Genomic DNA, 25335 nt, shown 5'->3' with positions numbered 1-25335 from the left:
CCGCGGATGGAGCGCGAGGGCTGGCTCGGCCGAGGTTCAGCGGGCCTTGACCCGGAAGGTGAACCAGGTGGAGCGGAGGCCGAGGGCGAACCGGAAGGAGTCGCCGGAGACCCGCACGGTGTTCTTGCTGCCGACCAGCGTGACCCGGCCGACCCGGCCGCCCCACTGGCCGTGGCCGTCGCGGCCGGACACGCGCAGCCGCTTCAGGTTGCCGACGGCCGGATAGGCGCGCTCCAGGTCGCGATCGGTCAGCGTCACCGACCAGGAGTGCACCGGATTGCCCGACCAGCCGTCGTAGGGGTCCTTCTTGGCGCGCAGATAGGGCATCGACCCGGCCGCCGTCCAGCCGCCGCTGCTGGCAGAGAACTGGGTGAACGCCGGCTTCCCGCCATAGGTCAGCACCCGCTTGGCGGTGGCGCGGATCGCGGCGTTGGAGCCGGGCTGCTCGACGTCGGCGCCGCCGTACACCTGACAGGACGTGGTGTCGCAGATCTGATAGCCCGAGGTCAGCGGATGGTCTCGTTCGTACGCCGCGTAGGTGCGCGCCGCGATCGCCTGAGCCTGCACGGCCGCCGGGCTCCACGAGGCGGGGATCTCCATCGGGACCACACCGCGCAGGTAGTCCTCCAGCCGCAGCACGTTGACGGTGCTGCGGGACGTGGAGCCGACCAAGCGGAGAGCGCCTCGATAGCGGGCCTGGACCGACGGGGTCACCAGGGTGATCGGCTTGCCGGCAGCGATGAACTCCGCCTCGCCGGACACTGTCTTCCACCGATGCCAGCCGCCGTGTCGATAGGAGACCGCGGTGTCCGCCCCGGCAGCGGTCAGCCGCCAGCGCTTGGCCTTCCCGGTCGGGAGTGTCCACGACTTGCCCGAGCCGAGGCTGCGCACCTCGAGGCGCTTGCGTGGGAGCACCACGACGTCACCGCCGGTGTCGCCGCTGATCAGCACCTTGACCTTCCCGCCGGCCTTCCCCCACGACGTGCCTGGGTAGTAGAACTTCACGATCTTGCGGGCGTTGAGGCCGGCGCGGGCGGCGCCCTCGGCGCCGTACTGCGACATCCCGTGACCGTGACCGTAGCCATGGCCGTTGACGGTCACCTGAGCGTTCGCCGGCACCTTCCAGGAGCTCTTCGCCTCCGCCGCCGGACTCATGGTGAGCACTAGCGCGGCGGCCAGTCCAGCGGCCACCACCAACCGCACCCAACGCGCGAGGACGGGACGGTTGTGGCTGATGGGGCGACCGGACATCGCTCCACCCCAGCACGGATCGGTCGGGAGCGCCACCCGAACCCAGGAGAACAGCGCGAGTTGCTCAGCCGACCGTCCACCGGCCAGTCGGACAGGCAAAGGGGCTCGGGTCAGCAACGCCCACGCGGAAGACCGCAGCCAGACACGGCGTTTGCCTGTCCCGCTGGCCGCTCGACTCAGCGCCGGCGTCACACCCGGTGCAGACGTCGGGCGGCCTCGGCGATCGAGCCGCTCATGGAGGGATAGACCGTGAAGGCGTGGGCGAGCTGGTCGGCGGTGAGTGACTCGGCGACGGCCACGGAGACCGGGTGGATCAGCTCGGAGGCGCGCGGGCCGACCACGACGCCGCCGACGACGATGCCGGTGCCACGCCGACAGAACAGCTTCACGAAGCCATCGTGGACGCCCTGCATCTTGGCGCGCGGGTTGCCCGACAAAGACAGCAGCACAGCGCCGGCGTCGATCTCACCGCCGTCGACCTGCTGCTGTGAGCAGCCGACGGTGGCGATCTCGGGGCTGGTGAAGACGTTGGAGGAGACCCGACCCAGGTCGAGGGGCGCGACGGCGTCGCCCATGAAGTGCCACATCGCGATCCGGCCCTGCATGGCAGCCACGGAGGCGAGCATCAGGACTCCGGTGCAGTCGCCGGCGGCGTACACGTTGTTGGCCGAGGTCCGCGACACCCGGTCGACCCGCACGAATCCACTGTCGTTGACCCGGATCCCTGCCGTCTCCAGGCCGAGGTCGCCGGTGTTGGGCACCGACCCGAGGGCGAGGATGCAGTGCGAGCCGTCAACCTCGCGGCCATCGGTCAGCCGCACCGTCACGGTGTCTCCGCGCCGGGTGGCCGACTCCATCCGTGAGCGGGACAGCACCTGCATGCCGCGCCTGGTGAGCACATCCTCGAGCACCCCGGCAGCGTCCGCGTCCTCGCCGGGCAGCACCCGGTCGCGGGAGGAGACCAGGGTCACCGGGATACCCAAGGCGAGGTACGCCGAGGCGAACTCCGCGCCCGTGACGCCCGACCCCACCACGATCAGGTGGCTCGGCAGCTCGGTCAGGTCGTAGACCTGTTCCCAGGTCAGGATCCGCTCGCCGTCAGGCTGCGCGGTCGGCAGGGTGCGGGGGGAGGCGCCGGTCGCGATCAGGACGGCGTTGGCCTCGATCCGCTCCTCCGAGCCGTCCGGGAGGGTGGCCACCACGGTCGACGGGCCGTCCAGCCTGCCCCGGCCGTGGACGACGCGCACTCCCTCGCCCTGCAGGCGCTCGGCGATGTCGTGGGACTGGTCGGCGGCCAGGCGCAGCACTCGGGCGTTGATCCGGGCCAGGTCGACGCGCACGGAGGCGGCCGCTTCATCCGAGCCGGCGTCACCGCGCAGGTCCACGCCCAGCTCGTGGGAGGTGGCGAGCTCGGTCATCACCTCGGCCGTGGCGATCAGCGTCTTGGACGGCACACAGTCGGTGAGCACCGCGGACCCGCCGATCCCGTCACTGTCCACGACCGTGACGCGGCCGCGCAGCTGGGCCGCGACGAGCGCGGCCTCGTAGCCACCGGGTCCACCCCCGATGATGACGACGCGATTCATGGACCTGAACTCGGGATCACAGGTTGATCATGTGGCCGGCGATCCCGTGGATGGCCTCCTTGACCGCCTCCGAGAGGGTCGGGTGGGCGAAGATGTTGCGGGACACCTCGTCGGCGGTGAGGTCCCATTGCTGGGCCAAGGTGAGGACCGGCAGCAGCTCGGTGACATCGGGCCCGATCATGTGGGCGCCCAGGATCTCGTTGTGCTCGGCGTCGGCGACCACCTTGACGAAGCCGACCGCGTCACCGAGGCCCTGTGCCTTGCCGTTGGCCGCGAACGGGAACGAGGCCGTCTTGACGTCGTACCCCCTGTCCTTGGCCTGCTGCTCGGAGAGGCCGAAGGAGCCGATCTGCGGCTGGCAGTACGTCGCCCGCGGGATCATGTCGAAGTCGATCTCCACCGTCTCCGCTCCGGCGATGGTCTCGGCCGCGACGATGCCCATCGCCTCGGCGACGTGGGCCAGCATCATCTTGCCGGTGACGTCGCCGATCGCGTAGACGTGCGGAACATTCGTCCGACCGAGGGCGTCCACCTCGATCGCACCGCGGTCACTGACCTTCACACCGGTGTTCTCCAGGCCGTAGCCGTCGACCCGCGGAGCGAAGCCGAACGCGGCCAGGAACTTGTCGGCCTCCAGCACCTGCTCCTCACCACCACCCGCCGGCGCGACGGTGACCCGGACGCCCGAACCGGTGTCCTCGACACTCTTGACGGCGGTGCTGGTGAGCACCTTGACGCCCAGCTTCTTGTAGTGCTTGGCGAGCTCCTTGGACACGTCGGCGTCCTCGGTCGGCACCATCCGGTCGAGGAACTCCACGATGGTGACGTCGACGCCGAAGTTCTTCAGCACGTAGGCGAACTCCACGCCGATCGCACCCGAGCCGCCGACGATGATCGAGCCGGGCAGGTTCTCGTCGAGGATCTGCTCCTCGTAGGTCACCACGTTCGGACTCAGCGTCACGCCCGGCACCAACCGCACGGTCGCGCCGGCGGCGATGATCAGGTCGTTGAAGGTGTGTGACGTCACCTGGCCGTCGGCGTCCTTGACGTCGACGCCGGTCGGGCTGGTGAGACGGCCCCAGCCGTTGATCTCGGTGATCTTGTTCTTCTTCATCAAGAAGTGGACGCCCTTGACGATGCCGGCCGACACCTGGCGGCTGCGGGCGTGGGTGGGGCCGTAGGACATGGTCGCGTCGCCCTCGATGCCGAACTTCGCCTTCTCGTGCTGCAGCAGATGCGCCAGCTCGGCGTTCTTCAGCAGCGCCTTGGACGGGATGCACCCGACGTTGAGGCAGACACCGCCCCAATACTTCTCCTCGACGACCGCAACGGTCTTGCCGAGCTGGGCTGCGCGGATGGCGGCGACGTAGCCACCGGGGCCCGCACCGAGGACGAGGACATCGAAGTGGGTCACGGGGTCAGCCTATTGGCTCGCCGGACGTCATACGAACCGGTCGTCCGGGCGACCGATGGGGATGACGTTGCGCGGGGCGACGACGAGGACGACGAGCTGGCGCGGACCGTGCACTCCTTCGACGCGGTCCAGTTCGATATCGCTGGTGGCCGACGGTCCGCTGATCCAGGTGTGTGGACGCCGCGGGTCGAGCAGTGGGAGGGCATCGGGGACGTCTGGCACGATCTGGTCTGCCTCGACGACGCAGACATGGAGGTCGGGCACCAGGCTGATCGCTCGTCGGCCCTGACCGGGGCCGTGGTCGAGGATGACCGTGCCGGTCTCGGCGATCCCGACTCTGGCCCGGGTCACCACGGCGTCGTAGCCGTCGAGGTCCGACGCGGTCAGCGCGCCGTCGTCGGCGACGGCCTCCGGCACCACCAGGTCCAGGTCGCTCGGGACGAGGACTCTGGCACCGACCGGAACCGCGGCCCCGATCTCGGCCAGGAGGTCCGAGGGGTCACACCGCACCACCGTGGCGCGGTAGTCCGAGACCCGGTCGACGAAGTGGGCGACCAGGTCGGGGATGGCGGCGATCCGCGGGGCCTCCGGTGGCGTAGGCGCCGGCTCCACGTTCGCGAGGGCGGACCGAACCCTGGCGAGGATCTCCTCGCGGGCCGTCACCGCCGGCCTCCGTCGGTCCGCCGCCACCACGCGCGGAACGACTCGGCGGGCGCCACGGGGAGGTCTCGGGCGCTGGTCCAGCGCCGGGCGCCGAAGCGTCGCGCGAGCGTCAGCACCACCCCGGTCAGCCGCTCGGCTGTCGCGAGCAGTCTGGGCCGGGAGAATGGCACGGTCGCGCCCTTGACCGCGAGCGACTCGGCGACGTGGCCCAGTCTGAGCGTCAGTCTGGGCACCGAGCCGCGCCGAGCGTCGACCACCTGCACACGCTGGTCGACCAGCACGCTGGGGATGTCGATGCGCACCGGGCAGACCTCGAAGCAGGCGCCGCACAGCGACGAGGCGTAGGGCAGGGAGTCGATCTGCTCGTCGTGGCCCACCCCCCGAAGGAGTGGGTTGAGGATCGTCCCGATCGGACCGGGATACACCGAGCCGTAGGCATGGCCGCCCGTTCGCTCGTAGACAGGGCAGACGTTGAGGCAGGCCGAGCAGCGGATGCAGCGGAGGGCCTGGCGACCCACCTCGTCGGCGAGGGCGCGGGTGCGGCCGTTGTCGAGGAGGACCACATGCACCTCCTGCGGCCCGTCACCAGGAGAGACCCCGCTCCAGGTCGAGGTGTAGGGATTCATCCGCTCCCCCGTCGACGACCTGGGCAGCAGCCGGAGAAGAGGGTCCAGGTCGGACCAGGTCGAGACGATCTTCTCGATCCCGACCACCGAGATCAGCACCTCGGGCAGAGTCAGGCACATCCGCCCGTTGCCCTCGGATTCGACGACGACCAGGGTGCCGGTGTCCGCCACCGCGAAGTTGGCGCCGGAGATGCCGACCCGGGCGCGCAGGAACTTCTCCCGCAGGTGAGCACGGGCCGCCGCCGCGAGCACCGCCGGCTCGTCGGTCAGCTCCGGAGGCGCGGGGCGACCGACGCGAGCCATCTCGGCCAGGAAGATCTCCCGGATCTCCGCCCGGTTGCGGTGGATCGCAGGCACCAGGATGTGCGAAGGCAGGTCGTCACCGAGCTGCACGATCAACTCAGCCAGGTCGGTCTCCCACGCCGCGACGCCAGCCGCTGCGAGGGCCTCGTTCAGACCGATCTCCTGGGTGAGCATCGACTTGACCTTGACCACCTCGTCGGCCCGGTGCCGCTGGACGACCGAGGTGACGATCGCGTTGGCCTCGGCGGCGTCGCGCGCCCAGTGCACGGTGGCGCCGTTGGCCACCAGCGCCGACTCGAGCTGCTCGAGCCGATCGGCGAGCGAGCGCAGCGCGGACTCCTTCACAGCGGTCCCGGCGACGCGCAGCGCCTCCCAGTCGCTGGTGGCGTTGACCTCGTCGACGAGGCGCTGCCGTTTGGCCCGGATGGTGCCGGTCGCATGCGCCAGGTTGTGCCGGAGCTGGGTGTTGCCCAGTGCCGCCCGGGCGGCTGCGGGGAAGGTGGGCATCCCGACGAACGTGCCAGTCACGGTGCACCCACCCGCTCGCTGGTGGAAGCGAGGATCTCGGCCAGGTGGACCGCGCGGACGCCGGCGCGCTGTCGCGACATCAGCCCGCCGATGTGGGTGAGACAGGAGTTGTCCCCGGCGACCACGACCTCTGCTCCACTCTCGCGGATGTGCCGCACCTTGTCGGTGCCCATCGCGATCGAGGTGTCGGCGTTCTTGACCGCGAAGGTCCCCCCGAAGCCGCAGCACTCCTCGGCGCACGGGAGGTCGACCAGGGTCAGGCCGCGCACAGCCTCGAGCAGTCGACGGGGGCGGTCACCCACGCCGAGCATGCGCAACGAGTGACACGTCGGGTGGTAGCTGACCCGGTGAGGGTAGTAGGCACCCACGTCGACGACACCGAGCACGTCGAGGAGGAACTCCGAGAGCTCGTAGACCTTCGGCGAGGTGTCGGCGACGGCGGCGGCCAGCAAGGCGTCACCGGACCGACGCGCGACGAGCGAGTGCTGGTGCCTGACGCAACCGACACACGACCCGGACGGCGTGACGACGGCGTCGAAGCCGCCGAACACCTCCACGAAGTTGCGGACCAGCGGCACGGCTTCGTCGAGATAGCCGGTGTTGACCATCGGCTGCGAGCAGCAGGTCTGCCCCTCCGGAAACTCGATGTCGACGCCCAGCCGACGCAGCAGTCGCACCACCGCCTGCCCGGTGCCGGGGTACAGCGCATCGTTGATGCAGGTGATCATCAGCGCGACTCGCACAGCCCGCCTCAGCTCATCGCGCGGGGTCGGTCGTGATGGGCTCCGCCCTCGACGATGTGCACGACGTCCACCGTACGACCGGTGAGCTCGTGTTGGAGCACCCGGACCGGCCCGGCTCGTGTTTGAGCACCCGGACCGACCCGGTCGGAGCAACACCGGTGCGGAGACGACCAGAGCCGGTGGCTTCTGGCTAACCTGAGCGGGTGACGCTGTACGCCGCCTACGGGACCAACCTGGACCCCGCCCGGATGAGTGAGCGATGCCCGCACTCGCCGCTGCAGGCGACCGGGTGGCTGACCGGCTGGCGACTCACCTTCGGCGGCGAGGAGCACGGCTGGGACGGCGCGCTGGCCACCATCGTGCAGGATGCCTTCGAGCAGGTCTTCGTCGCGATCTACGACGTGACCAGCGAGGACGAGGCCGAGTTGGACAAATGGGATGCCGCCGACACCGGCCTGTTCTTCAAGACCAAGGTCAGGGTCTCCACGCTCAGCGGAGAGACAGTGGTGTGGGCCTACGTGCTCGACGCCTACGAAGGCGGGCTGCCGTCGGCCTCCTACCTCGGCCTCCTCGCCGATGCCGCAGAGGCGGCCGGTGCTCCCGCCGACTACGTCGCCGCCCTGCGTCGCCGCCCCTGTCGCTCGATCGGTCTCTAGGACGCTCTAGCGCGGTCGGCGTATCCGGGTCCACGCTGGTGACTCCTGGGTGACGTAGCCGGTCCACTCCGGCCGGCTCGACCGACGCACCCGCTCGCGAAGGAGGCCACGATGGCCGCGAACCACATCTGCAACGTCGTCCCGTCCCACGAGACCGAGAAGGACTGGAGGTTCAAGCAGTCGGTGGACGCCGGTGTGCTCCGCGCCGCCGGCCCGTTGCCCAAGGAGGTCGACCTCCGCGAGGACTGGTGGACGATCAACGACCAGGAGAGCACCGGCTCCTGCGTCGGCTGGGCCACCGCGGACGGTGTCGTGCGCTGGCACATGACCAAGGCCCGCCGGCTCGCGAAGACCAAGATGCTCTCCCCCCGTCATGTGTGGATGTCCTCGAAGGAGACCGACGCGATCCGGACCCGCCCCGAGACGTTCATCGAGGAGGCCGGCACCACGCTCAAGGCCGCGCTCGACGTGGCCCGCAAGCACGGTGTGGCCCTGGAGGCCGATCTGCCCTTCCATCTGGACACCACGATGTACATCGGCCCCGAGTCGACGTTCTACGCCCGCTGTGCCAACCGCAAGATCGCGTCGTACTTCAACCTCGAGCTGCAGCTGACCAACTGGAAGACGTGGCTCGCCTCGCAGGGGCCGATCCTGGCAGCGCTGATGGTGGACGCGGCCTGGGACAACGCCGGCGCGAACGGCGGCAAGATCGACAAGTTCGAGCCGGCCACCGTCCGCGGCGGACATGCCATCGCGATCATCGGCTACCGCCGCGACGGCCGCTTCATCGTCCGCAACAGCTGGGGCACCAGTTGGGGCGACGAGGGCTTCGGCTATCTCAAGCCGGCCTACATCCGCGCGGCATTCTTCCCCGAGTCCTACGGCGTCAGCCTCTAGCCAACCGCTGGTGCTGTCGTGGCCCCAACCCATCTGCCGCGGTGCTGTCGTTGCTTGGAACCCGGTATACAGCGCACTTTGCCACCATAGGACCGCGGCAGAAGCAAGAAGACCGCGGCAGACGCCACCACTCAGAGCCGCAGGCTGCCGGCCGCCTCACAGGTGGTTGACAGGCTCGGCATCGACTCTGCTCAACAACGGCTGATGGCCTGTCTCTCGGCAACCGAGAGGACGTATGCGGTCTCTCGAACAGACGAGCAGAGAGGCTGGCGATGCCGCGCGTGTTGGGGAAGGCGGTGAGCCGGTCGGTGGTCGTCAACGCCGTCTTGGCGTTGGCCGTGCTCGTGGTGGTCGGGTTGGCCGTGCGAGCCGTCACAGCTGGCGGTGAGAACGAAGCCAGCAACCAGACGACGACCACCGTCGACACGGGCAACGTCGTGGCCAGTGTGACCGCCTCGGGCAATGTCGCGGCGGCGACCACCGTCGCGGTCGACTTCGACGACAGCACTCAGATCGTCCGCAAGATCTATGTCAAGGCCGGCCAGCACGTCGGCAAGGGACAGTTGCTCGCCAGGATCGACCAGACCGATGCCAGACAGACCCTGCGCTCGGCCCAGATCCAGCTGCGAGCGGCCCAGGCGTCCTATCAGGAGACCGTCTCGGGACAGACGTCAGCCGAGCGGGCCGTCGACCAGGCCTCGATCGCGTCGGCCCAGCAGTCGGTGAAGAACGCGGAGCTCGCGTTGCGCCAGGCCGAGCAGAGTGCCCGACTGAATCGCAACCAGGCCAACGCGACGGTCAACCAGGCCCAGCGTGCGGAGAATGCCGCCGAGAGGGCTCTTCGCAAGGCCGAACAGGCCTATCGCGACGATGACAGCGCTGAGAACCTGCAGGCTCTTCAGACCGCCAGGTCCACCCTGTCGGCGGCCAGGAGTTCACTGACCGGCGCGCGACAGCAGCGCGCACAGACCATCCTCTCCGGCCAACAGCAGCTCCAGACCCAGCGGGCCAACCTCGCGGCGTCGCGCCAACAGCTCACCTCGACCCGAGCCTCGGTCAACGCCGACTCTCAAGGCGCCACCGACTCCGAGATCGCCAACGCCCAGGCGGCCGTGGACACCGCCCAGGTGACCGTGGACCAGGCCGCCACCGCCCTTGAGGCAACGGTGCTGAAGGCGCCCGTCGCGGGGACCGTCGCCGAGATCAGCGGCTCGGTCGGCCAGACCGCCTCCGGCTCCTCGACCTCCTCCAGCTCTTCCTCGTCCTCCTCGTCCTCCAGCGACAGCTCGACCAGCTCGAGCTCGTCAGGTTTTGTCACCCTGACTTCGACCCACGTCTTGGAGGTCACCACCTATGTCGCCGAGGCGGACATCGACAGCGTCCGGATCGATCAGCCGGCCGCGGTGACCCTGTCCGCGAGTGATCGTGAGCTGAAGGGCGCCGTCACCTCGATCGACACGGTGCAGACGGTCACCAACAACGTGGTGGAGTACGGCGTCACCGTGCGGCTGGACAAGACCAAGGGGGTCAAGCTCGGCGCGACTGCCGAGGTGGTCATCACCACCGGCAGCAAGGACGACGTGCTCCGCGTCTCCAGCTCGGCGCTCACCACGGTCGGCAACACCACCACCGCCACGGTCCTGCAGGACGACGGCACCACCAAGACCGTCCAGGTCGAGGTCGGCCTGCAAGGCGACAGTCAAACCCAGGTCGTCAGCGGTCTCGACGCCGGGGATGTTCTCGTGGTTCCCGAAACCGACAGCAGCTCGAGTGACTTCACCTTCCCGGGCGCCGGCGGCGGGGCGGGTGGCCTGGGCGGCGGTCCCCGGTGACCGATCGCGCAACCCCGCCCGTCATCGAGATGACTCGCATCTCGAAGACCTACGGCTCCGGCGAGGCTGCCGTCCATGCTTTGCAGAGCATCGACCTCACCGTCGAGCGCGGCGACTACGTCGCGATCATGGGAACCTCGGGATCGGGCAAGTCGACGCTGATGAACATCATCGGTTGTCTCGATGTGGCCAGCTCGGGTCGCTACCGCCTCGACGGCATCGACGTACGCCGGCTCACCGAGCAACAGCTGTCCTTGATCCGCAACCGGAAGATCGGCTTCGTCTTCCAGAGCTTCAACCTGATCGCCCGCACGTCGGCCCAGCTCAACGTCGAGCTCCCACTCGCCTACGCAGGCGTGTCGGCCGTGGAGCGCCGGGAGCGGGCGGCGGTCGCGCTCGACCGGGTCGGCCTCGCCGACCGCGTGCTCCACCAGCCCTCGGAGTTGTCGGGTGGTCAGCAACAACGGGTCGCGCTCGCGCGAGCGATCGTGACCAAGCCCGTGCTGCTGCTCGCCGACGAGCCGACCGGCGCGCTGGACAGCCACAGCAGCGCCGAGGTGCTCGACCTCTTCGATGAATTGGCAGCAAGCGGTCGGACCGTGGTGATGATCACCCACGAGGACGACGTGGCTCAGCACGCCAAGCGGATCCTGCGGTTCAGCGACGGCCAGATCGTCTCCGACATCCGCCAAGTCCCCCTCGATGCGCCGCCACCCAACTGGCGGTCCGGAGTCGGCGCATGAACCTGCGCGAGATGTGGCGCTTCTCCTGGCGGGGCGTCACGGCCAACAAGACCCGCTCGGCGCTGACCACCCTCGGCATCCTGATCGGCGTGGCCGCCGTGATCGTGCTCGTTGCCGTGGGCACCGGGTCGAGCAAGGCCGTCCAGGACCAGATCAGCTCGCTGGGGAGCAACACCTTGACCGTCACCTCGACCTCGACTGGCGGGGGCGGCTTCGGCGGAGGCGGCGGCCCCGGCGGCGGCTCGGAGGCCACCAGCCAGAACGCGACCAGCACCCGCGCCCCGCAGCTGACCATGTCCGACGCAAAGGCGATCGCAACCAGCGACGAGGCCCCGGATGTGCTGGGGGTCGCCCCGGTCGTGTCGGTGTCCTCGGTGACCGCCACCAGAGACGGCGCCGAGCACTCGGTGAGCACCTTCACGGGCACGACGCCGTCCTACCTGCTCATCGACAACACCTCGGTCACCCATGGCCGCTCCTTCACCGATGCGGAGTACGAGCAGCATTCCCGGGTTGCGCTGCTAGGAGTCAGCGTTGCCGAAGACCTGACCGCCGGAGACGTCGCCGACCTGGTCGGCGAGAAGGTGTCCTTCAACGGCGTGCCCTTTACGGTGATCGGCATCTTGGAGGAGAAGGGCAGCACCGGTCCCACCGACTCCGACGACCGGGTGATCGCTCCGGCGACCGCGGTCCAGGACACGCTGGCCGGGTACGGCGACCTCGGCTCGATCTCGATCAAGGCCACGTCGGCGGACACCGTCGATGCGGCCACGGCTCAGGTCGAGGCGATCTTGGACGCGCGCCACGGAGTCACCTCCGACGACCGCGACTACTCGATCAGCAGCGCTTCCTCCATCCTTGAGGCCGCGACATCATCGAACCAGACCTTCACCGTCCTCCTCGGCGCCGTCGCCGCCATCTCCCTGCTCGTCGGCGGCATCGGGGTGATGAACATCATGTTGGTCACCGTGACCGAGCGAACCCGCGAGATCGGCATCCGCAAGGCGATCGGCGCCTCCCGCTCCGACATCATCGGCCAGTTCCTCACCGAGGCGGTGCTGCTCTCCCTGATCGGTGCGGTGGCGGGTGTCGTCGCCGGATTGATCGGGTCGCAGTTCAAGATCGTCGGGGTTCAGCCGGTGGTCGCGCCGTACTCCGTCGTGCTCGCCTTCGGCGTAGCCGTCGCCATCGGTCTGTTCTTCGGTCTCTACCCAGCCAACCGCGCGGCCTCGCTGCGCCCGATCGAGGCCTTGCGCTATGAGTGAGGAGCACCGTTGAGCCATCAGGTGTCGTACGTCGAGGAAGACCCACGCGACCCCGACCTGGTCGAGGACGACTCGTGGGACCAGGAGTGGCTCGCGCAGCCGAAGCGTCGCTCGCGCAGTCGGCGACTGCTGCTGGTCGCGCTGGCAGCCTCGCTCGTCTTCTGGGCCGGCGTCGAGGTCGAACAGCGTTGGGGATCCAGCGGTGGCGTCGGTTCGGCCGCCGACCAGCAACCCGGTGGCGGCGCGGGCGGACTCCCCGGCGAGATGCCGTCCGGCTCCCCTGGCCAGGGCGGCGCGTCGGACGACCAGAGCGGCGAGGGTGCCCCGTCGGGCAACCAGAGCGGGCAGGCAGCTCCACAGGGCGGCAGCGAGGACTCGGCCGGCTCGACTCAAGTCATCGGCACCGTGGTGGCCAAGCACGGCTCGGTCTGGGTTGTGAAGGACCTGGGCGGCACCAAACACCGGATCAAGGTCACCGACGACACCTCCGTGGTGGAGGAGAAGAAGGTCGACAGCTCCGCTGTCAAGACCGGTAGCACCGTCGACATCACCGTCAACGCGGACGACTCGGCCACGGCCGACTCCGTCACCGTCCGCTGAACAGCAAGGAAGGCACCAGCATGAAGAAGCTCTCGACCAGGCCCGTCCTCACCGTCACGATCCTCCTCGCCACAGCCGCCGTCCTGGTCGGGTGCGGATCTGACGACAGCGGCTCGGCAGGCTCGTCGAACGAGTCCTCGGACACCGCATCTGCGGCCACTGCGCCGTCCGGCGGGCCCGGAGGCGGCGTCATGGACGCCAAGACGCAGAAGAAGATCCGCGCCTGTCTCAAGGCGGCCGGGCTGGCCGACGAGATGCCGACCATGCCCACTGATGCACCCAGCGATGCACCCAGCGAGCAACCCACCGGGTCACCGCCGAGCGGGACGCCCTCGGACATGCCCAGCGACCTCGGCAGCGGCGGCCCCGGCGGGCAGGGCGGACAGGGCGGACAGGGCAGCTTCCTCAGCGAGGAGGCCCAACAGGCGCTGCAGGCCTGCGGGATCGAACTGCCCAGCGGCGGACCGGGCGGTCAGCCGTCCAGCAGCAACTGACCACCCCTCGACCTCAGTCGCCCTCGGACGCGGTGTGGCAGACGGCTTCGACGTTGTTGCCGTCGGGGTCGCGGACGAAGGCGCCGTAGTAGTGCGGGTGGTATTCCGGCCACATCCGCGGCTCGTGCAGCGTCTCCGCTCCCGACGCCACGGCGGCGGCGTGCCAGGCACGCACCGTCGCGGCGTCGGGAGCGGCGAAGGCGATGTGGGTCTCCCGGTTGGGGCCGATTCCCTCGAAGGTCGAGATCCAGAAGTGCGGCTGCCCCGTGCCGTAGCCGATGGCAACCCCGAAGTCCATCAGTCGACGATGGCCGAGGACACCGAGCACCTTGTCGTAGAAGGCGGCGGCCGCCTCCATGTCCGTGCAGTTGATGCCGAAGTGATCGATCATGGCACCACTGTGCACCAGGCCACCGACAGGCCGCCGTACCGCGATCTACGTCAGCCGTGCAGGCGACTTCCGCTCAGCTCTCGGAGAGGTCGATGTCGCACTCCTTCTTGGCGTGCTCCTCGATGTTGTCGGCGGCCTTCTGGAAGTCCTCCGAGGAGAGGTCCTGCATCTCCTGGACCACCTGCTGGAGCTTCGCCATGTCGACGCCCTCGGGTGCCTCACCGCTGGACAGGGCCTCTAGGTCGGACAGCTTGAGACCGGCGTCGTCGAGAGCGTCCTCGATCTTGTTGACGGCTTCGTCGAGCTTCTCCCAGTCCGGCTTGACATCAGCCGGTGCATTGGCAGCGAAGTCGTCGACCATGTCGAAGAAGTCCTCGATGTCCGCCGCGCCGGTGCCGCTGCCGCCGAGATCGCTCAGGCTGGACTTGGCGTCCTTCAGATCGTCGCAGTAGGTGTCAGTGCTGCTGCCACTGCCACTGCCACCACCGCTCCCGCAGGCCGTCAGCGCGCCCGCCATCATCACGGTCGCCGCAGCCAGTGTCATGCTTCGCTTCACAGTCTCCCCCTGGGGTAGGTGCCGGCCCGGCCCGGCCGGCCAGGTCGCATCGACGCCGTCCATCCTTGCCGATCGGCGGCCTCGGACGCGAGTTGGCGCGTCGGTGGCTGCGGGAGGTACGGCGGACGCTCGCTACAGTCAGCCAGGTGAGTGACACGATCACCCTGGCCGCTGACGCGGCAGCTCGGCTCCGTGAGGTGACCGGAGTCGAGCGGCATGACATCGCGCTGGTCCTCGGCTCGGGCTGGCTGCCCGCGGTCGACGAGCTGGGCGAGGTGATCGCCGACCTGGCGACCACCGACCTGCCCGGCTTCGCCCCACCGGCCGTGGCCGGGCATGCGGGTCGGATCCGGTCGATCCGGGCGGGCGACCGGACCCTGCTGGTCTTCTTGGGGCGCACGCACTACTACGAGGGCCGCGGTGTCGCGGCGGTCGTCCACGGCGTCCGGACCGCGGCGGCCGCGGGCTGCCGCGTCGTCGTACTCACCAATGGCTGCGGCGGGTTGCGCCCCGAGTGGTCGCCCGGCACCCCGGTGTTGATCAGCGACCACATCAACCTCACCGCGACCTCGCCGATCGAGGGGGCCAACTTCGTCGACCTCACCGATCTCTACTCCGCGCGGCTGCGGGAGCTGTGCCGCACCGTCGAGCCGGATCTGGACGAGGGCGTCTACGTGCAGTTCCCCGGCCCGCACTACGAGACCCCGGCCGAGATCCGGATGGTGCGCACCATCGGCGGCGACCTGGTCGGGATGAGCACCACCCTCGAGGCGATCGCTGCCCGCGAAGCGGGGATGGAGATCCTCGGTCTCTCCCTGGTGACCAACCTCGCCGCCGGACTGAGCGGTGAGCCGCTCAACCACGAAGAGGTGCTCGCCGCAGGTCGGGCGGCGGCCAGCCGGATGGGCGCCCTCCTCGGCGCCATCGTGCCCCGGGTCTGACCATGCGGGTCCTGCTCACGGGTGCGGCCGGCGCGATCGGGCGCACGCTGCTGACCGGGCTGGCCGATCGGGGCCATGACGTCGTCGGCGTCGATGTGCTCCCCGAGCCCGCTGGCTACGACGGCCCCTGGCACACCCTCGACTGCACCGATCCGGATGCCGTGGCCGACCTCTTCGCCGAGGAGAGCGTCGACGCGGTCGCGCACCTGGCCGGGCTCAACTCCGAGGGCGGGCTCGTCGAGGAGCTGCACTCCCACACCATCAGCACTGCCGCGGTCTTGGACGCGATGGTCGAGCAGGGCGTGCGCCGCATCGTCTACGCCTCGTCCAACCACGCCGTCGGCCGAGTGCCGGCCACCGGCTGATCCGGCCACCCTCGGTCGTTTGGACGCTGGGGTTGACTGGTCGCATGACGACCACCCCCATCGGCACCCGCAAGCTCGGCACCAGCGCACCCCTGACCGTCTCCATCCTCGGCCTCGGCTGCATGGGGATGTCGGAGTTCTACGGAGCCCGAGATGAGAGCGAGGCCCATGCCACCCTGCATCGCGCGCTCGACCTGGGTGTGACGTTCCTCGACACCGCAGACATGTACGGCCCGTTCACCAACGAGAAGCTGGTCGGCGACGCCATCGCCGGGCGCCGCGACGAGGTGCAAGTCGCGACCAAGTTCGGCAACGAGCGCGCCGAGGACGGCACCCGGCTCGGGATCAACGGGCGGCCCGACTACGTCCGGCGCGCCTGCGACGCCTCCCTCCAGCGACTGGGGGTGGACCACATCGACCTGTACTACCAGCACCGGGTGGACCGCACCGTCCCGACCGAGGAGACCTTCGGCGCGATGAAGGAGCTAGTCGAAGCTGGCAAGGTCCGCCACCTCGGCATCTCCGAGGCCTCCGCTGACACGATCCGGCGGGCGCACGCGGTGCATCCGCTGACCGCTCTGCAGACGGAGTACTCCCTGTTCACCCGTGACGTCGAGGACGAGATCCTGCCGACCCTGCGCGAGCTGGGCATCGGACTGGTGCCCTACTCGCCGTTGGGCCGGGGCATGCTCACCGGTGCGATCACGGGGCCGGAGTCGTTCAGCGACGACGACTCTCGACGCAGCGGCTACTTCCCGCGCTTCGCGGATGGCGCCTTGCAGAAGAACCTCGATCTGGTCGCACCAGTCCTGGCGGTGGCGGCTGACAAGGGCTGCACGCCCGGTCAGCTGGCGCTCGCCTGGCTGCTGGCGCAGGGCGACGACGTCGTCCCGATCCCGGGGACCAAGCGGCGGGCCTACCTGGAGGAGAACGTCGGCGCGGCCTCGGTGTCCCTCACTCCAGAAGACCTGCTCGCCCTGACCGAGGCGGTCCCGCGGGACGCCGTCGTCGGCACCCGCTACCACGAGTCGGCGATGGGCAACCTCAACGCCTGACGAGGCGTCCGCGCAGGCCGGCGATGCCGGAGCGCATCATCTGCTCGTGGTTCCAGGCCAGCAGCGGACGAGCGGCCCAGGCGGCGGTGCGGAGGGCCCGACTGGCGACGGAGACCTCCTGGTCGAGGGAGAGGCGGGTGCCTGTTGGCGTCTCGGCGAGCCGCCAGGCCACCCGCCCGTCGAGATCACCGGTGGCGCTCACTTCGAGCAGCGGCGGCGTGGTCGAGGTGGCGTGCAGCACCAGGTCGAGGGTGTAGGGCAGCCGCGAGCGACACAGCACCCGCGCATCCTCGGGACCGAGGGTGGCGACGGCGCGGACTTCGGGCCACCAAGAGGGGTACGCCGCCAGGTCGACCAGCACGTCGGCCACCACGTCGACCGGCGCCGCGACGTACCACTCCCCGGTGAACCGGAACCGTCGCGCCATGGCGTCAGTCTCGCAAGCGGTCAATCGGCCCCGGCCGTTGCCGTCTGAGCAGCCACCGGGTTCACGGGGCTGCGGATGCGGTGCTGATACCGACCGGTCGTCAGCCTCGACCAGGACGAGCGGCTAGGAAACCGACGGGCGCAGGCCGGTCAGGAGGCTGCGTAGCGTTGCCGGGCGGCTTCTCCGGTGGTGCCAATGGCTTCGCCGACCTCGCGCCAGGACAGGTGTGCTTGCCGGGCGGCGGTGATGGCTTCGGCGAGTTCCTTCTCCGCGGCAGCGCGACGGAACGCGGCGAGCTTGACCGCCATCAGCGGCGGCAGCGGCGCATGGAAGTCAGCCTCGATGGGCTCGTAGTTCTCGAAGGCGTCGGCCAGTTCGTCGGCGTGGGCGATCAGGTCGGCCAGGGATCGTTTGGTCATCTCGGGTTTCCCCTCTTCAGATACTTCTCGCGGGCGGGACTCATGGCGTGGACGATCGCGAGGATGCCGTGCCAAGTCACGACACCGACCTCGATCAGGTTCCCGGCCCGGTCGGGGCCGATGAACATGACCATGTCGTCGTCTTGGCGAACGTCGACGATCGCGAACCGTAGGGCGTGCAGCATGTCGGCATCGGCGAGCCCGTGACGGTGTGCCGACTCCACGATGACCGGCTCCTCGACCTCGTCGGGACTCTCGCCGGGCTGCTGCTTGTCCACCACTCACCCCCCTTCAGGTTGACAAGGTTACTTGCGGCAAGGTTTCTTGCCAAGCATCGGCGGTGGCCGACGCCGCACCCACTGCGTCTGCTCCTCCCACGCGAGGGCCAGCGACAGCAGCGCGGCATCGGCGTGATGTGGCCCGATCACCTGGAGGCCGATCGGCAGCCCGTCGGTGCTGAAGCCGGCTGGGAGCGCCAGGGTCGGGGCGTTGATCAAAGTGCCGATAGCGGCGACCTCCATCCAGCGGTGGTACGACGACATCGGCACGCCACAGATCTCCCGCGGCCAGGTCTCCTCGACGGGGAACGGCATCACTTGAGCCGTCGGCAGCACGGCGAAGTCGTAGGTCTCGAACAGGCTCTGGAAGGCGAGATAGAGGTCCGACCGCCGCACGGATGCGGTGAAGACGTCGAGGGCGCTGAGCGGGCCGCCGCCGTCCGGGCCGTGCAGCAGGCCCTCGACCTCGAAGAGGGCCTCGGGCTTCAGCGCCGCTCTCATCGCAGGCTGCTCGTAGAGCGCGGCGAGGCCGCTCCCGGCCAGCCAGTGTCGGTAGGTGAGCCAGGTCGGCCACAGATCCTGGTTGCCGCGGAAGGTGTCCCCCGCGGGCAGCTCGTCGAGCGTGGTGACCTCGAAGCCGAGATGCTCGAAGTCGGCCAGCGCTGCGCTCGTCACGCGCAGCACGTCCGGCTCCATCGGCAGATAGCCGCCGAGGTCTCCCAGCCAGGCGATCCGGCCGGTCCGGCGCGCGACCTCGGCCGAGCCGTCGACCGTGCCGGGGTCGAGGGACAGCGGTGAGCGGGCGTCGTACCCCGCCATGGTGTGCAGCAGCATCGCCAGGTCCGTTGCGGTGCGCGCGATCGGGCCCTCGACGCCGCCCTGGGAGCAGAACAGCTCGGGGCCGCCGGATGGCACTCGACCGACCGACGGCCGCAGCCCGAAGACGTTGTTCCAGCCCGGCGGGTTGCGCAAGGAGCCCATGAAGTCACTGCCGTCGGCGACCGGCACCATCCGGAGCGCCACCGCGACCGCGGCGCCGCCGCTGCTGCCACCGGCCGATCGAGTGGGGTCGTAGGCGTTGCCGGTCACGCCGTACACCCGGTTGTAGGTATGCGAGCCGAGGCCGAGCTCGGGAGTGTTCGTCCGACCGATGAAGATCGCACCCGCCCGCCGCAGCCGCGCGACGAAGAGCTCGTCCGTGGTCGCCACCGCTGCGAGGAACGGCGGCCGGAAGAAGCCCGCCGTGGTCGCCATCCCGGCGACGTCCGCCAGGTCTTTGACCGCATGGGGGAAGCCGTGCATCCAGCCCTGGCGCTGACCCTGATCGAGCAGGTCGTCCTTGGCCGCCGCCTCCGCCATCAGCTCCTCACGCGGTCGCAGCACGACGATCGCGTTGACCCGCGGGTTGACCCGCTCCATGTGGTCGAGATAGGCGGTCATCACCTCCACGCAGGAGACGACCCGATCACGGATCGCACAGGAGAGGCTCGGTCGCGGTCCAGTCGACGATCCGGGCCAGATCGGCGGGGCGCCCGGGCACGGGCCCCGGCGGCTCGAAAGAGCCACTGGCCTCCAACGGTTCGTCCGGGCGTCCCACGGGGGCATCGTAGAGTCACGCTACGGTGCGGTCATGGACAGTGCCGACCTGATCGTCCGTGCCCACGCCTGGGTGGCCGAGGATCCCGACGAGCAGACTCGGGCCGAGCTCGAAGCGATCGTGGCCCAGGTCGAGGCGGGCGGCGATCCGGCCGATCTCGCCGATCGGTTCTCCGGGACGCTCGAGTTCGGCACGGCGGGGCTCCGTGGGGCGCTCGGCGCCGGACCGAACCGGATGAACCGGGTCGTCGTGCTCCGGGCGGCCGCGGGGCTGGCGGCGTACCTCCGCGATCAGGGCGCACCTGACGGCGCCCCGGTGGTGATCGGCTACGACGCCCGGCACAACTCCGATGTCTTCGCCCGCGACACCGCGGAGGTGATGACCGGCGCCGGTCTGCGTGCGCTGCTGCTGCCGCGACCACTGCCCACTCCCCTGTTGGCGTTCGCGATCCGCGAGCTCGGCTGCGTCGCCGGTGTGATGGTGACCGCGAGCCACAACCCGCCCCAGGACAACGGCTACAAGGTCTATCTCGGCGACGGCAGCCAGATCGTGCCGCCCGCCGATGCCGAGATCGCAGCACGGATCGCGGCCGTGGGCGCGGTCTCCGAGATCCCGCGTGGCGACGCGGGGAAGGTGCTCGACGAGGAGATCGTCGACCGCTACCTCGACACTGTCGCAGATCTTGCCGAGGACGGTCCGCGAGACCTGCGCGTGGTCTACACGCCGCTGCACGGGGTCGGTGGCACGTCTGCCCACCAGGTGCTCGAGACCGCGGGCTTCGCGGCGCCGGTGGTCGTCACCCAGCAGGAGGAGCCGGACCCGGAGTTCCCCACCGTCGCGTTCCCGAACCCCGAGGAGCCGGGCGCGATGGACCTGGCGATGGCGCTGGCGGACTCATCCGGGGCTGATCTGGTGGTGGCCAACGATCCGGATGCCGACCGGTGCGCGGGGGCGATCCCAACTGCGGGCGGCTGGCGGATGCTGCGCGGCGACGAGGTCGGGGCACTGCTGGCGCACCACCTGCTGAGCCGCGGTCGGCAAGGCGTCTATGCCACCACGATCGTGTCCTCGACTCTGCTCGGCAAGCTGGCCCGTGCCGCTGGGCAGGGCTACGTCGAGACGTTGACGGGCTTCAAGTGGATCGGCCGGGTGGAGGGGCTGGCCTTCGGCTACGAAGAGGCACTCGGCTATTGCTGCGACCCCGAGCACGTCCGCGACAAGGACGGTCTGTCGGCGATGCTGTTGCTCTGCGAGCTCGCCGCCGGCCAGAAGGCGGCGGGGAGGTCGCTGCAGGATGTGCTGGACGACCTCGCGCGAGCCCACGGACTGCACGCGACCGACCAGCTGTCGATCCGTGTCGACGACCTGGCTCTGATCCAGCAGGGCATGGCCGCGTTGCGGTCCACTCCTCCGTCCTCGTTGGGCGGGCTCACCGTCGAGCAGGTGGACGACCTGGCGCTCGGGTCGGCCGACCTGCCGCCCACCGACGGGCTCCGGTTCCGGCTGGCCGACCAGGCCCGCGTCGTCGTACGCCCGAGCGGCACCGAGCCGAAGCTGAAGTGCTATCTCGAGGTCGTCGTGCCCGTCGCGGACGGCGACGTGACCGCTGCGCGGACGATCGCGACCGAGCGGCTGGCCGCGATCAAGGACGACCTCCGGGTCGCGCTCGGCATCTAGGGAGCGCTGATCGTCCTCGGCAGTGTGCTGCTGCTGTGCTTCGGGGGCGTCAGAGCAGGAACGCGATGACCAAGGCCGCCCCGGAGAGCGCGAGTGCGACGATCTCGGGCCACGCCGGCTCGCGGCGTACTGCCTTGCCGAGGGCTACCTGCTCGGCCGACCCGCGCCGAACTCCGGCCAGGTCCCGAGCGTCGTTGACGGCGTGCCGGATCCGCTCCTCGACGAAGTCGGGGTAGGACCGCTGGGAGAGCAGGCCATCGCTGCGCCGCGCGGTCTTGTCACCGCGGGCGAGCGTCCGCCAGGACTTGCCGACGGCCGGGGAGATGTAGCGGTGGTCCCCTGCCCGGACCGCGGTGACCTGCCGGATGGACAGCTCCTCGACCGCAGCGAGCGGGATCGTCACGGTCTCCAGCATGTTGTGCATCACCAGCGCCGACGGCGACAGACCCAGCCGCGGCCGGAGGATCGCCGACCAGACCAACACCGCACCGAAGACGGCAGCGAGGCCGAGCTCGGCTGAGAAGGGCTCGCGGTGATACCAGACAGCGGCGACGACCAGGCACACGGCGATTACCTGGCCGACCACACCCATGACCCGCCCACTGGTCGGTCGGAACCACTCGATCCCAGCCGCGTCGGCCGACTCCGTCATCCGCCGTCCTCTCGCCTCCGGAAGCCACAACCCTATGAGATCCCGCCAGGAGGGGCTGGATCTCTATGCTGGGGCGGTGACGACCTCCTCACCACCGATCCCGAGCGGCATCGCCGGCGATTTCGCCGACGTCACTGCCACCGAGGCCTCGCTGCGGCGGTTCCTGCACGGTCTGCCCGGCGTCGACCAGGTGGGCGCGGAGGCGCGGACCGCAGGTCTGGGCACCAGGTCGATCAAGACCACGGCCAAGGACTGGGCGATCGACCTGGCCATCCGGATGGTCGACCTGACCACGCTGGAGGGCCAGGACACTCCCGGCAAGGTGCGCGCACTGGCCAGCAAGGCGATGCGGCCCGACCCGGCCGACCCGAGCTGCCCCGCGGTCGCGGCGGTGTGCGTCTACCCCGACCTGGTGGCCGTCGCCAAGGAGGTCGTGGGTGACAGCGGGGTCCAGGTCGCCTCGGTGGCGACCGCGTTCCCCAGCGGTCGCGCCGCCCTCGACGTCAAGCTGGCCGACACTCGGGTAGCCGTCGAGGCGGGGGCGGACGAGATCGACATGGTCATCGACCGCGGTGCATTCCTCGCCGGGCACTACCTGCAGGTGTACGACGAGATCGTCGCGGTCCGTGAGGCCTGCGCACGGTCCGATGGCAGTCATGCGCACCTGAAGGTGATCTTCGAGACCGGAGAGCTGCAGACCTACGACAACGTCCGCCGGGCGTCCTGGCTGGCGATGATGGCCGGTGCGGACTTCATCAAGACCTCCACCGGCAAGGTCCAGCCCGCCGCGACGATGCCGGTCACGCTGGTCATGCTGGAGGCGGTCCGCGACTTCCTCGAGACCACCGGACGACAGGTCGGCGTCAAGCCGGCCGGCGGGATCCGCACCAGCAAAGAGGCGATCAAGTATCTCGTCATGGTCAACGAGGTCGCTGGCGAGGAATGGCTCACGCCGACCTGGTTCCGCTTCGGCGCCTCGAGCCTGCTCAACGACCTGCTCATGCAGCGCACCAAGATGGCCACCGGCCGCTACTCCGGCCCCGACTACTTCACCCTGGACTGATCATGGCCGACTCCTCCCCCTTCACCTACGCCCCCGCTCCGGAGAGCCGGAGCATCGTCGACCTCAAGGCGTCGTACGGCCTCTTCATCGACGGCGCGTTCGTCGACGGCCACGGCCGCAGCTTCAAGACGATCTCGCCCGCGACCGAGGAGGTGCTGGCCGAGGTCGCCGAGGCGAACGACGCCGACGTCGACCGGGCCGTCGCCGCGGCCCGCCGGGCACACACCAAGGTCTGGGGCCCGATGCCCGGCCGGGAGCGGGCGAAGTACCTCTTCCGGATCGCCCGCATCGTCGCCGAGCGCAGCCGTGAGCTCGCCGTGTTGGAGTCACTCGACAACGGCAAGCCGATCAAGGAGTCCCGCGACGTCGACATCCCGCTGGTGGCGGCGCACTTCTTCTACTACGCGGGTTGGGCCGACAAGCTGGAGTACGCCGGCTTCGGCACCACCTCGCTCGGTGTCGCCGGCCAGGTGATCCCGTGGAACTTCCCGATGCTGATGCTCGCCTGGAAGATCGCACCCGCCTTGGCGGCCGGCAACACCGTCGTCCTCAAGCCCGCCGAGACCACCCCGCTGACCGCGCTCCTCTTCGCCGAGATCTGCCAGCAGGCCGACCTGCCGCCGGGCGTGGTGAACATCGTCACCGGCGCCGGCGCCACCGGGGCGGCGGTCGTGAACCACGCGGACGTCGACAAGGTCGCCTTCACCGGCTCCACCGCCGTCGGCCGCGCGATCGCCAAGGCCGTCGCCGGCACCCGCAAGCGGGTCACCCTCGAGCTGGGCGGCAAGGCCGCCAACATCGTCTTCGACGACGCGGCCGTCGACCAGGCCGTCGAAGGCATCGTGGACGGGATCTTCTTCAACCAGGGCCACGTCTGCTGCGCCGGCTCCCGGCTGCTGGTCCAGGAGAACGTGTACGACCACCTGCTCGACCGGCTCAAGCGTCGGATGTCCACGCTGCGGGTCGGTGACCCGCTGGACAAGAACACCGACGTCGGCGCGATCAACTCCGGCGAGCAGCTGACCCGGATCCGGGAGCTCTCCGAGGTGGGTGATGCCGAGGGTGCCGAGCGGTGGGAGGTTGCCTGCGACCTGCCGACCAGCGGCTTCTGGTTCCGGCCGACCATCTTCACCGGTGTCTCCCAGGCCCATCGGATCGCTCGGGAGGAGATCTTCGGCCCGGTCCTGTCGGTGCTGACCTTCCGGACTCCGGCGGAGGCGGTCGAGAAGGCCAACAACACGCCGTACGGCCTCTCTGCGGGGATCTGGACCGAGAAGGGGTCGCGCATCCTCTGGATGGCCGACCGGCTGCGGGCCGGTGTGGTGTGGGCCAACACGTTCAACAAGTTCGACCCGACCAGCCCGTTCGGCGGCTACCAGGAGTCGGGCTACGGCCGCGAGGGTGGCCGGCACGGCCTAGAGGGGTATCTGGCATGAGCGAAACCCGCGTCGACGTACGCAAGACCTACAAGCTCTTCATCGGTGGCACCTTCCCACGCTCGGAGTCGGGCTACTCCTACGAGGTGACCGACCACCGCGGCCGCTTTCTCGCCAACGCCGCCAAGGCGTCCCGCAAGGACGCCCGCGATGCGGTGTCGGCCGCCCGGAAGGCGTTCGCGGGCTGGGCCGGGCGGACGGCGTACAACCGCGGTCAGGTCGTCTACCGGATCGCCGAGGTGATGGAGGATCGGCGCCCGCAGTTCGTCGACGCCGTGCGCAGCGCCGAGGGCGCGACCGCCGCTCGTGCCGAGCGGATCGTGGACGCCTCGATCGACCGGGTGGTCTGGTATGCCGGGTGGGCCGACAAGATCGCCCAGGTGGTCGGCGGCACCAACCCGGTGGCGGGGCCGTACTTCAACATCTCCTCGCCCGAGCCGACCGGCGTCGTCGCGATTCTGGCGCCGCAAGCGTCGTCGCTGTTGGGGCTCGTCTCGGTGGTCGCCCCCGCGATCGTCACCGGCAACACCGTCGTCGTGGTGAGCTCCGCCGAGCGGCCGCTGCCCGCGGTCAACCTCGCCGAGGTGCTGGCCACCTCGGACGTGCCCGGTGGGGTGGTCAACATCCTCACCGGCCCCTACGCCGCTCCCGCGCCGTGGCTGGCCTCGCATATGGATGTCAACGCGATCGACCTGACCGGCGCAGCCGGAGACCCGGAGACCGCCACCGCGCTGGAGGTCGCCGCCGCGGACAACCTCAAGCGCGTGGTGCGGGCGCCCGACACCGAGCCCGACTGGACCAAGGATCCCGGCATCGGGCGGTTGACCGCCTTCTTGGAGACCAAGACCGTCTGGCATCCCAAGGGGATCTAGAAGGT

Annotated in this window: 28 protein-coding genes; 14 read left to right on the top strand and 14 right to left on the bottom strand. The window is 69.7% G+C overall.

The window, feature by feature from the left end; all coding sequences use genetic code 11:
* Window positions 1-36: 36 nt before the first annotated feature.
* From QM714_RS18965 to QM714_RS18940, 6 genes are all read right to left on the bottom strand, one after another.
* On the bottom strand, window positions 37-1251 hold the full coding sequence (locus QM714_RS18965; protein ID WP_415102894.1) for a SpoIID/LytB domain-containing protein: 1215 nt from the start codon (window positions 1249-1251) through the stop codon (window positions 37-39).
* A gap of 188 nt (window positions 1252-1439) precedes the next feature.
* Complete coding sequence (locus QM714_RS18960; RefSeq protein WP_415102893.1) at window positions 1440-2837, bottom strand: NAD(P)H-quinone dehydrogenase; 1398 nt, start codon at window positions 2835-2837, stop codon at window positions 1440-1442.
* Window positions 2838-2853: 16 nt separating this feature from the next.
* Window positions 2854-4251, bottom strand: a complete 1398-nt coding sequence (lpdA, locus tag QM714_RS18955; RefSeq protein ID WP_415102892.1) for a dihydrolipoyl dehydrogenase — start codon at window positions 4249-4251, stop codon at window positions 2854-2856.
* Between the two features lie 27 nt (window positions 4252-4278).
* Window positions 4279-4914, bottom strand: coding sequence for a LutC/YkgG family protein (locus QM714_RS18950; RefSeq protein WP_415102891.1), 636 nt, complete (start codon window positions 4912-4914; stop codon window positions 4279-4281).
* On the bottom strand, window positions 4911-6371 hold the full coding sequence (locus QM714_RS18945) for a lactate utilization protein B (RefSeq protein WP_415102890.1): 1461 nt from the start codon (window positions 6369-6371) through the stop codon (window positions 4911-4913). Before QM714_RS18945 ends, QM714_RS18950 begins: the two co-directional genes overlap by 4 nt.
* Window positions 6368-7099 carry a (Fe-S)-binding protein gene (locus QM714_RS18940; RefSeq protein WP_415102889.1) on the bottom strand — a complete coding sequence of 244 codons (732 nt, stop codon included), beginning with the start codon at window positions 7097-7099 and terminating at the stop codon, window positions 6368-6370. Before QM714_RS18940 ends, QM714_RS18945 begins: the two co-directional genes overlap by 4 nt.
* Window positions 7100-7317: 218 nt before the next feature.
* Between QM714_RS18940 and QM714_RS18935 the strand changes: the two genes are divergently transcribed.
* The 7 genes from QM714_RS18935 (at window position 7318) to QM714_RS18905 (ending at window position 13601) form a co-directional block, all read left to right on the top strand.
* On the top strand, window positions 7318-7770 hold the full coding sequence (locus QM714_RS18935; RefSeq protein WP_415102888.1) for a gamma-glutamylcyclotransferase family protein: 453 nt from the start codon (window positions 7318-7320) through the stop codon (window positions 7768-7770).
* Between the two features lie 111 nt (window positions 7771-7881).
* Window positions 7882-8667 (top strand): C1 family peptidase, encoded by a 786-nt coding sequence (locus QM714_RS18930; protein ID WP_415102887.1) that lies wholly within the window; start codon window positions 7882-7884, stop codon window positions 8665-8667.
* 272 nt (window positions 8668-8939) lie between these two features.
* Window positions 8940-10499 (top strand): biotin/lipoyl-binding protein, encoded by a 1560-nt coding sequence (locus QM714_RS18925; protein ID WP_415102886.1) that lies wholly within the window; start codon window positions 8940-8942, stop codon window positions 10497-10499.
* 29 nt (window positions 10500-10528) lie between these two features.
* Window positions 10529-11242: an ABC transporter ATP-binding protein gene (locus QM714_RS18920; RefSeq protein WP_415103064.1), complete on the top strand. Its 714-nt coding sequence runs from the start codon at window positions 10529-10531 to the stop codon at window positions 11240-11242.
* Window positions 11239-12507 carry an ABC transporter permease gene (locus QM714_RS18915; protein WP_415102885.1) on the top strand — a complete coding sequence of 423 codons (1269 nt, stop codon included), beginning with the start codon at window positions 11239-11241 and terminating at the stop codon, window positions 12505-12507. Before QM714_RS18920 ends, QM714_RS18915 begins: the two co-directional genes overlap by 4 nt.
* Before the next feature lie 9 nt (window positions 12508-12516).
* Window positions 12517-13107, top strand: a complete 591-nt coding sequence (locus tag QM714_RS18910) for a hypothetical protein (protein WP_415102884.1) — start codon at window positions 12517-12519, stop codon at window positions 13105-13107.
* Window positions 13108-13127: 20 nt separating this feature from the next.
* Window positions 13128-13601 carry a hypothetical protein gene (locus tag QM714_RS18905; protein ID WP_415102883.1) on the top strand — a complete coding sequence of 158 codons (474 nt, stop codon included), beginning with the start codon at window positions 13128-13130 and terminating at the stop codon, window positions 13599-13601.
* Window positions 13602-13614: 13 nt separating this feature from the next.
* Here QM714_RS18905 and QM714_RS18900 read toward each other — a convergent pair whose 3' ends face one another.
* Both QM714_RS18900 and QM714_RS18895 read right to left on the bottom strand, forming a co-directional pair.
* A complete protein-coding gene (locus QM714_RS18900) occupies window positions 13615-13992 on the bottom strand; it encodes a VOC family protein (protein WP_415102882.1) in 378 nt (125 codons plus the stop codon).
* 73 nt (window positions 13993-14065) lie between these two features.
* Window positions 14066-14536: a hypothetical protein gene (locus tag QM714_RS18895; protein WP_415102881.1), complete on the bottom strand. Its 471-nt coding sequence runs from the start codon at window positions 14534-14536 to the stop codon at window positions 14066-14068.
* A gap of 158 nt (window positions 14537-14694) precedes the next feature.
* On the opposite strand from QM714_RS18895, the gene QM714_RS18890 reads away from it, so the two are divergent.
* Genes QM714_RS18890 through QM714_RS18880 form a run of 3 tightly spaced genes read left to right on the top strand, consistent with a single transcriptional unit; the run spans window position 14695 to window position 16909 of the window.
* Entirely contained in the window at window positions 14695-15489 is a 795-nt protein-coding gene (locus QM714_RS18890; RefSeq protein ID WP_415102880.1) for a purine-nucleoside phosphorylase, read from the top strand.
* A 2-nt stretch (window positions 15490-15491) separates the two neighbouring features.
* On the top strand, window positions 15492-15854 hold the full coding sequence (locus QM714_RS18885; RefSeq protein ID WP_415102879.1) for an NAD-dependent epimerase/dehydratase family protein: 363 nt from the start codon (window positions 15492-15494) through the stop codon (window positions 15852-15854).
* A gap of 44 nt (window positions 15855-15898) precedes the next feature.
* Window positions 15899-16909, top strand: coding sequence for an aldo/keto reductase (locus QM714_RS18880; RefSeq protein WP_415102878.1), 1011 nt, complete (start codon window positions 15899-15901; stop codon window positions 16907-16909).
* Here the strand turns inward: QM714_RS18880 and QM714_RS18875 are convergent.
* The 5 genes from QM714_RS18875 to QM714_RS18855 form a co-directional block, all read right to left on the bottom strand.
* Complete coding sequence (locus QM714_RS18875; RefSeq protein WP_415102877.1) at window positions 16899-17336, bottom strand: SRPBCC family protein; 438 nt, start codon at window positions 17334-17336, stop codon at window positions 16899-16901. The two genes, QM714_RS18880 and QM714_RS18875, sit on opposite strands and share 11 nt — an antisense overlap.
* Before the next feature lie 149 nt (window positions 17337-17485).
* Window positions 17486-17755 (bottom strand): hypothetical protein, encoded by a 270-nt coding sequence (locus QM714_RS18870; RefSeq protein WP_415102876.1) that lies wholly within the window; start codon window positions 17753-17755, stop codon window positions 17486-17488.
* Window positions 17752-18033: a hypothetical protein gene (locus tag QM714_RS18865; protein WP_415102875.1), complete on the bottom strand. Its 282-nt coding sequence runs from the start codon at window positions 18031-18033 to the stop codon at window positions 17752-17754. The genes QM714_RS18870 and QM714_RS18865 overlap by 4 nt, the downstream gene beginning before the upstream one ends.
* 27 nt (window positions 18034-18060) lie before the next feature.
* Complete coding sequence (locus QM714_RS18860) at window positions 18061-19473, bottom strand: amidase (protein ID WP_415102874.1); 1413 nt, start codon at window positions 19471-19473, stop codon at window positions 18061-18063.
* A 25-nt stretch (window positions 19474-19498) separates the two neighbouring features.
* Window positions 19499-19630, bottom strand: a complete 132-nt coding sequence (locus QM714_RS18855; RefSeq protein WP_415102873.1) for a hypothetical protein — start codon at window positions 19628-19630, stop codon at window positions 19499-19501.
* 33 nt (window positions 19631-19663) lie between these two features.
* On the opposite strand from QM714_RS18855, the gene QM714_RS18850 reads away from it, so the two are divergent.
* The gene (locus tag QM714_RS18850; protein ID WP_415102872.1) at window positions 19664-21307 is read left to right on the top strand and encodes a phospho-sugar mutase; all 1644 of its coding nucleotides are present in this window, start codon (window positions 19664-19666) and stop codon (window positions 21305-21307) included.
* A gap of 49 nt (window positions 21308-21356) precedes the next feature.
* Here QM714_RS18850 and QM714_RS18845 read toward each other — a convergent pair whose 3' ends face one another.
* Complete coding sequence (locus QM714_RS18845; protein WP_415102871.1) at window positions 21357-21959, bottom strand: hypothetical protein; 603 nt, start codon at window positions 21957-21959, stop codon at window positions 21357-21359.
* A 76-nt stretch (window positions 21960-22035) separates the two neighbouring features.
* On the opposite strand from QM714_RS18845, the gene deoC reads away from it, so the two are divergent.
* Genes deoC through QM714_RS18830 form a run of 3 tightly spaced genes read left to right on the top strand, consistent with a single transcriptional unit; the run spans window position 22036 to window position 25330 of the window.
* Window positions 22036-23022 (top strand): deoxyribose-phosphate aldolase, encoded by a 987-nt coding sequence (deoC, locus tag QM714_RS18840; RefSeq protein ID WP_415102870.1) that lies wholly within the window; start codon window positions 22036-22038, stop codon window positions 23020-23022.
* A gap of 2 nt (window positions 23023-23024) precedes the next feature.
* A complete protein-coding gene (locus tag QM714_RS18835; RefSeq protein WP_415102869.1) occupies window positions 23025-24458 on the top strand; it encodes an aldehyde dehydrogenase family protein in 1434 nt (477 codons plus the stop codon).
* Window positions 24455-25330, top strand: a complete 876-nt coding sequence (locus QM714_RS18830) for an aldehyde dehydrogenase family protein (protein WP_415102868.1) — start codon at window positions 24455-24457, stop codon at window positions 25328-25330. The genes QM714_RS18835 and QM714_RS18830 overlap by 4 nt, the downstream gene beginning before the upstream one ends.
* Window positions 25331-25335: the final 5 nt, after the last annotated feature.

Origin of the sequence: Nocardioides sp., assembly GCF_047602075.1 — a bacterium.
Classification (GTDB): Bacteria; Actinomycetota; Actinomycetes; order Propionibacteriales; family Nocardioidaceae; genus Nocardioides.
This window is presented reverse-complemented; position numbering and strand designations above follow the sequence as displayed.

Excerpts from the sequence above, each read along its gene's own strand:
- QM714_RS18965 (WP_415102894.1), bottom strand. The coding sequence starts at position 1,251 with ATGTCCGGTCGCCCCATCAGCCACAACCGTCCCGTCCTCGCGCGTTGG.
- QM714_RS18960 (WP_415102893.1), bottom strand. The coding sequence starts at position 2,837 with ATGAATCGCGTCGTCATCATCGGGGGTGGACCCGGTGGCTACGAGGCC.
- QM714_RS18940 (WP_415102889.1), bottom strand. The coding sequence starts at position 7,099 with ATGATCACCTGCATCAACGATGCGCTGTACCCCGGCACCGGGCAGGCG.
- QM714_RS18930 (WP_415102887.1), top strand. The coding sequence starts at position 7,882 with ATGGCCGCGAACCACATCTGCAACGTCGTCCCGTCCCACGAGACCGAG.
- QM714_RS18925 (WP_415102886.1), top strand. The coding sequence starts at position 8,940 with ATGCCGCGCGTGTTGGGGAAGGCGGTGAGCCGGTCGGTGGTCGTCAAC.
- QM714_RS18920 (WP_415103064.1), top strand. The coding sequence starts at position 10,529 with ATGACTCGCATCTCGAAGACCTACGGCTCCGGCGAGGCTGCCGTCCAT.
- QM714_RS18915 (WP_415102885.1), top strand. The coding sequence starts at position 11,239 with ATGAACCTGCGCGAGATGTGGCGCTTCTCCTGGCGGGGCGTCACGGCC.
- QM714_RS18905 (WP_415102883.1), top strand. The coding sequence starts at position 13,128 with ATGAAGAAGCTCTCGACCAGGCCCGTCCTCACCGTCACGATCCTCCTC.
- QM714_RS18900 (WP_415102882.1), bottom strand. The coding sequence starts at position 13,992 with ATGATCGATCACTTCGGCATCAACTGCACGGACATGGAGGCGGCCGCC.
- QM714_RS18895 (WP_415102881.1), bottom strand. The coding sequence starts at position 14,536 with ATGACACTGGCTGCGGCGACCGTGATGATGGCGGGCGCGCTGACGGCC.
- QM714_RS18885 (WP_415102879.1), top strand. The coding sequence starts at position 15,492 with ATGCGGGTCCTGCTCACGGGTGCGGCCGGCGCGATCGGGCGCACGCTG.
- QM714_RS18880 (WP_415102878.1), top strand. The coding sequence starts at position 15,899 with ATGACGACCACCCCCATCGGCACCCGCAAGCTCGGCACCAGCGCACCC.
- QM714_RS18875 (WP_415102877.1), bottom strand. The coding sequence starts at position 17,336 with ATGGCGCGACGGTTCCGGTTCACCGGGGAGTGGTACGTCGCGGCGCCG.
- QM714_RS18870 (WP_415102876.1), bottom strand. The coding sequence starts at position 17,755 with ATGACCAAACGATCCCTGGCCGACCTGATCGCCCACGCCGACGAACTG.
- QM714_RS18860 (WP_415102874.1), bottom strand. The coding sequence starts at position 19,473 with ATGACCGCCTATCTCGACCACATGGAGCGGGTCAACCCGCGGGTCAAC.
- QM714_RS18850 (WP_415102872.1), top strand. The coding sequence starts at position 19,664 with ATGGACAGTGCCGACCTGATCGTCCGTGCCCACGCCTGGGTGGCCGAG.
- QM714_RS18845 (WP_415102871.1), bottom strand. The coding sequence starts at position 21,959 with ATGACGGAGTCGGCCGACGCGGCTGGGATCGAGTGGTTCCGACCGACC.
- QM714_RS18835 (WP_415102869.1), top strand. The coding sequence starts at position 23,025 with ATGGCCGACTCCTCCCCCTTCACCTACGCCCCCGCTCCGGAGAGCCGG.
- QM714_RS18830 (WP_415102868.1), top strand. The coding sequence starts at position 24,455 with ATGAGCGAAACCCGCGTCGACGTACGCAAGACCTACAAGCTCTTCATC.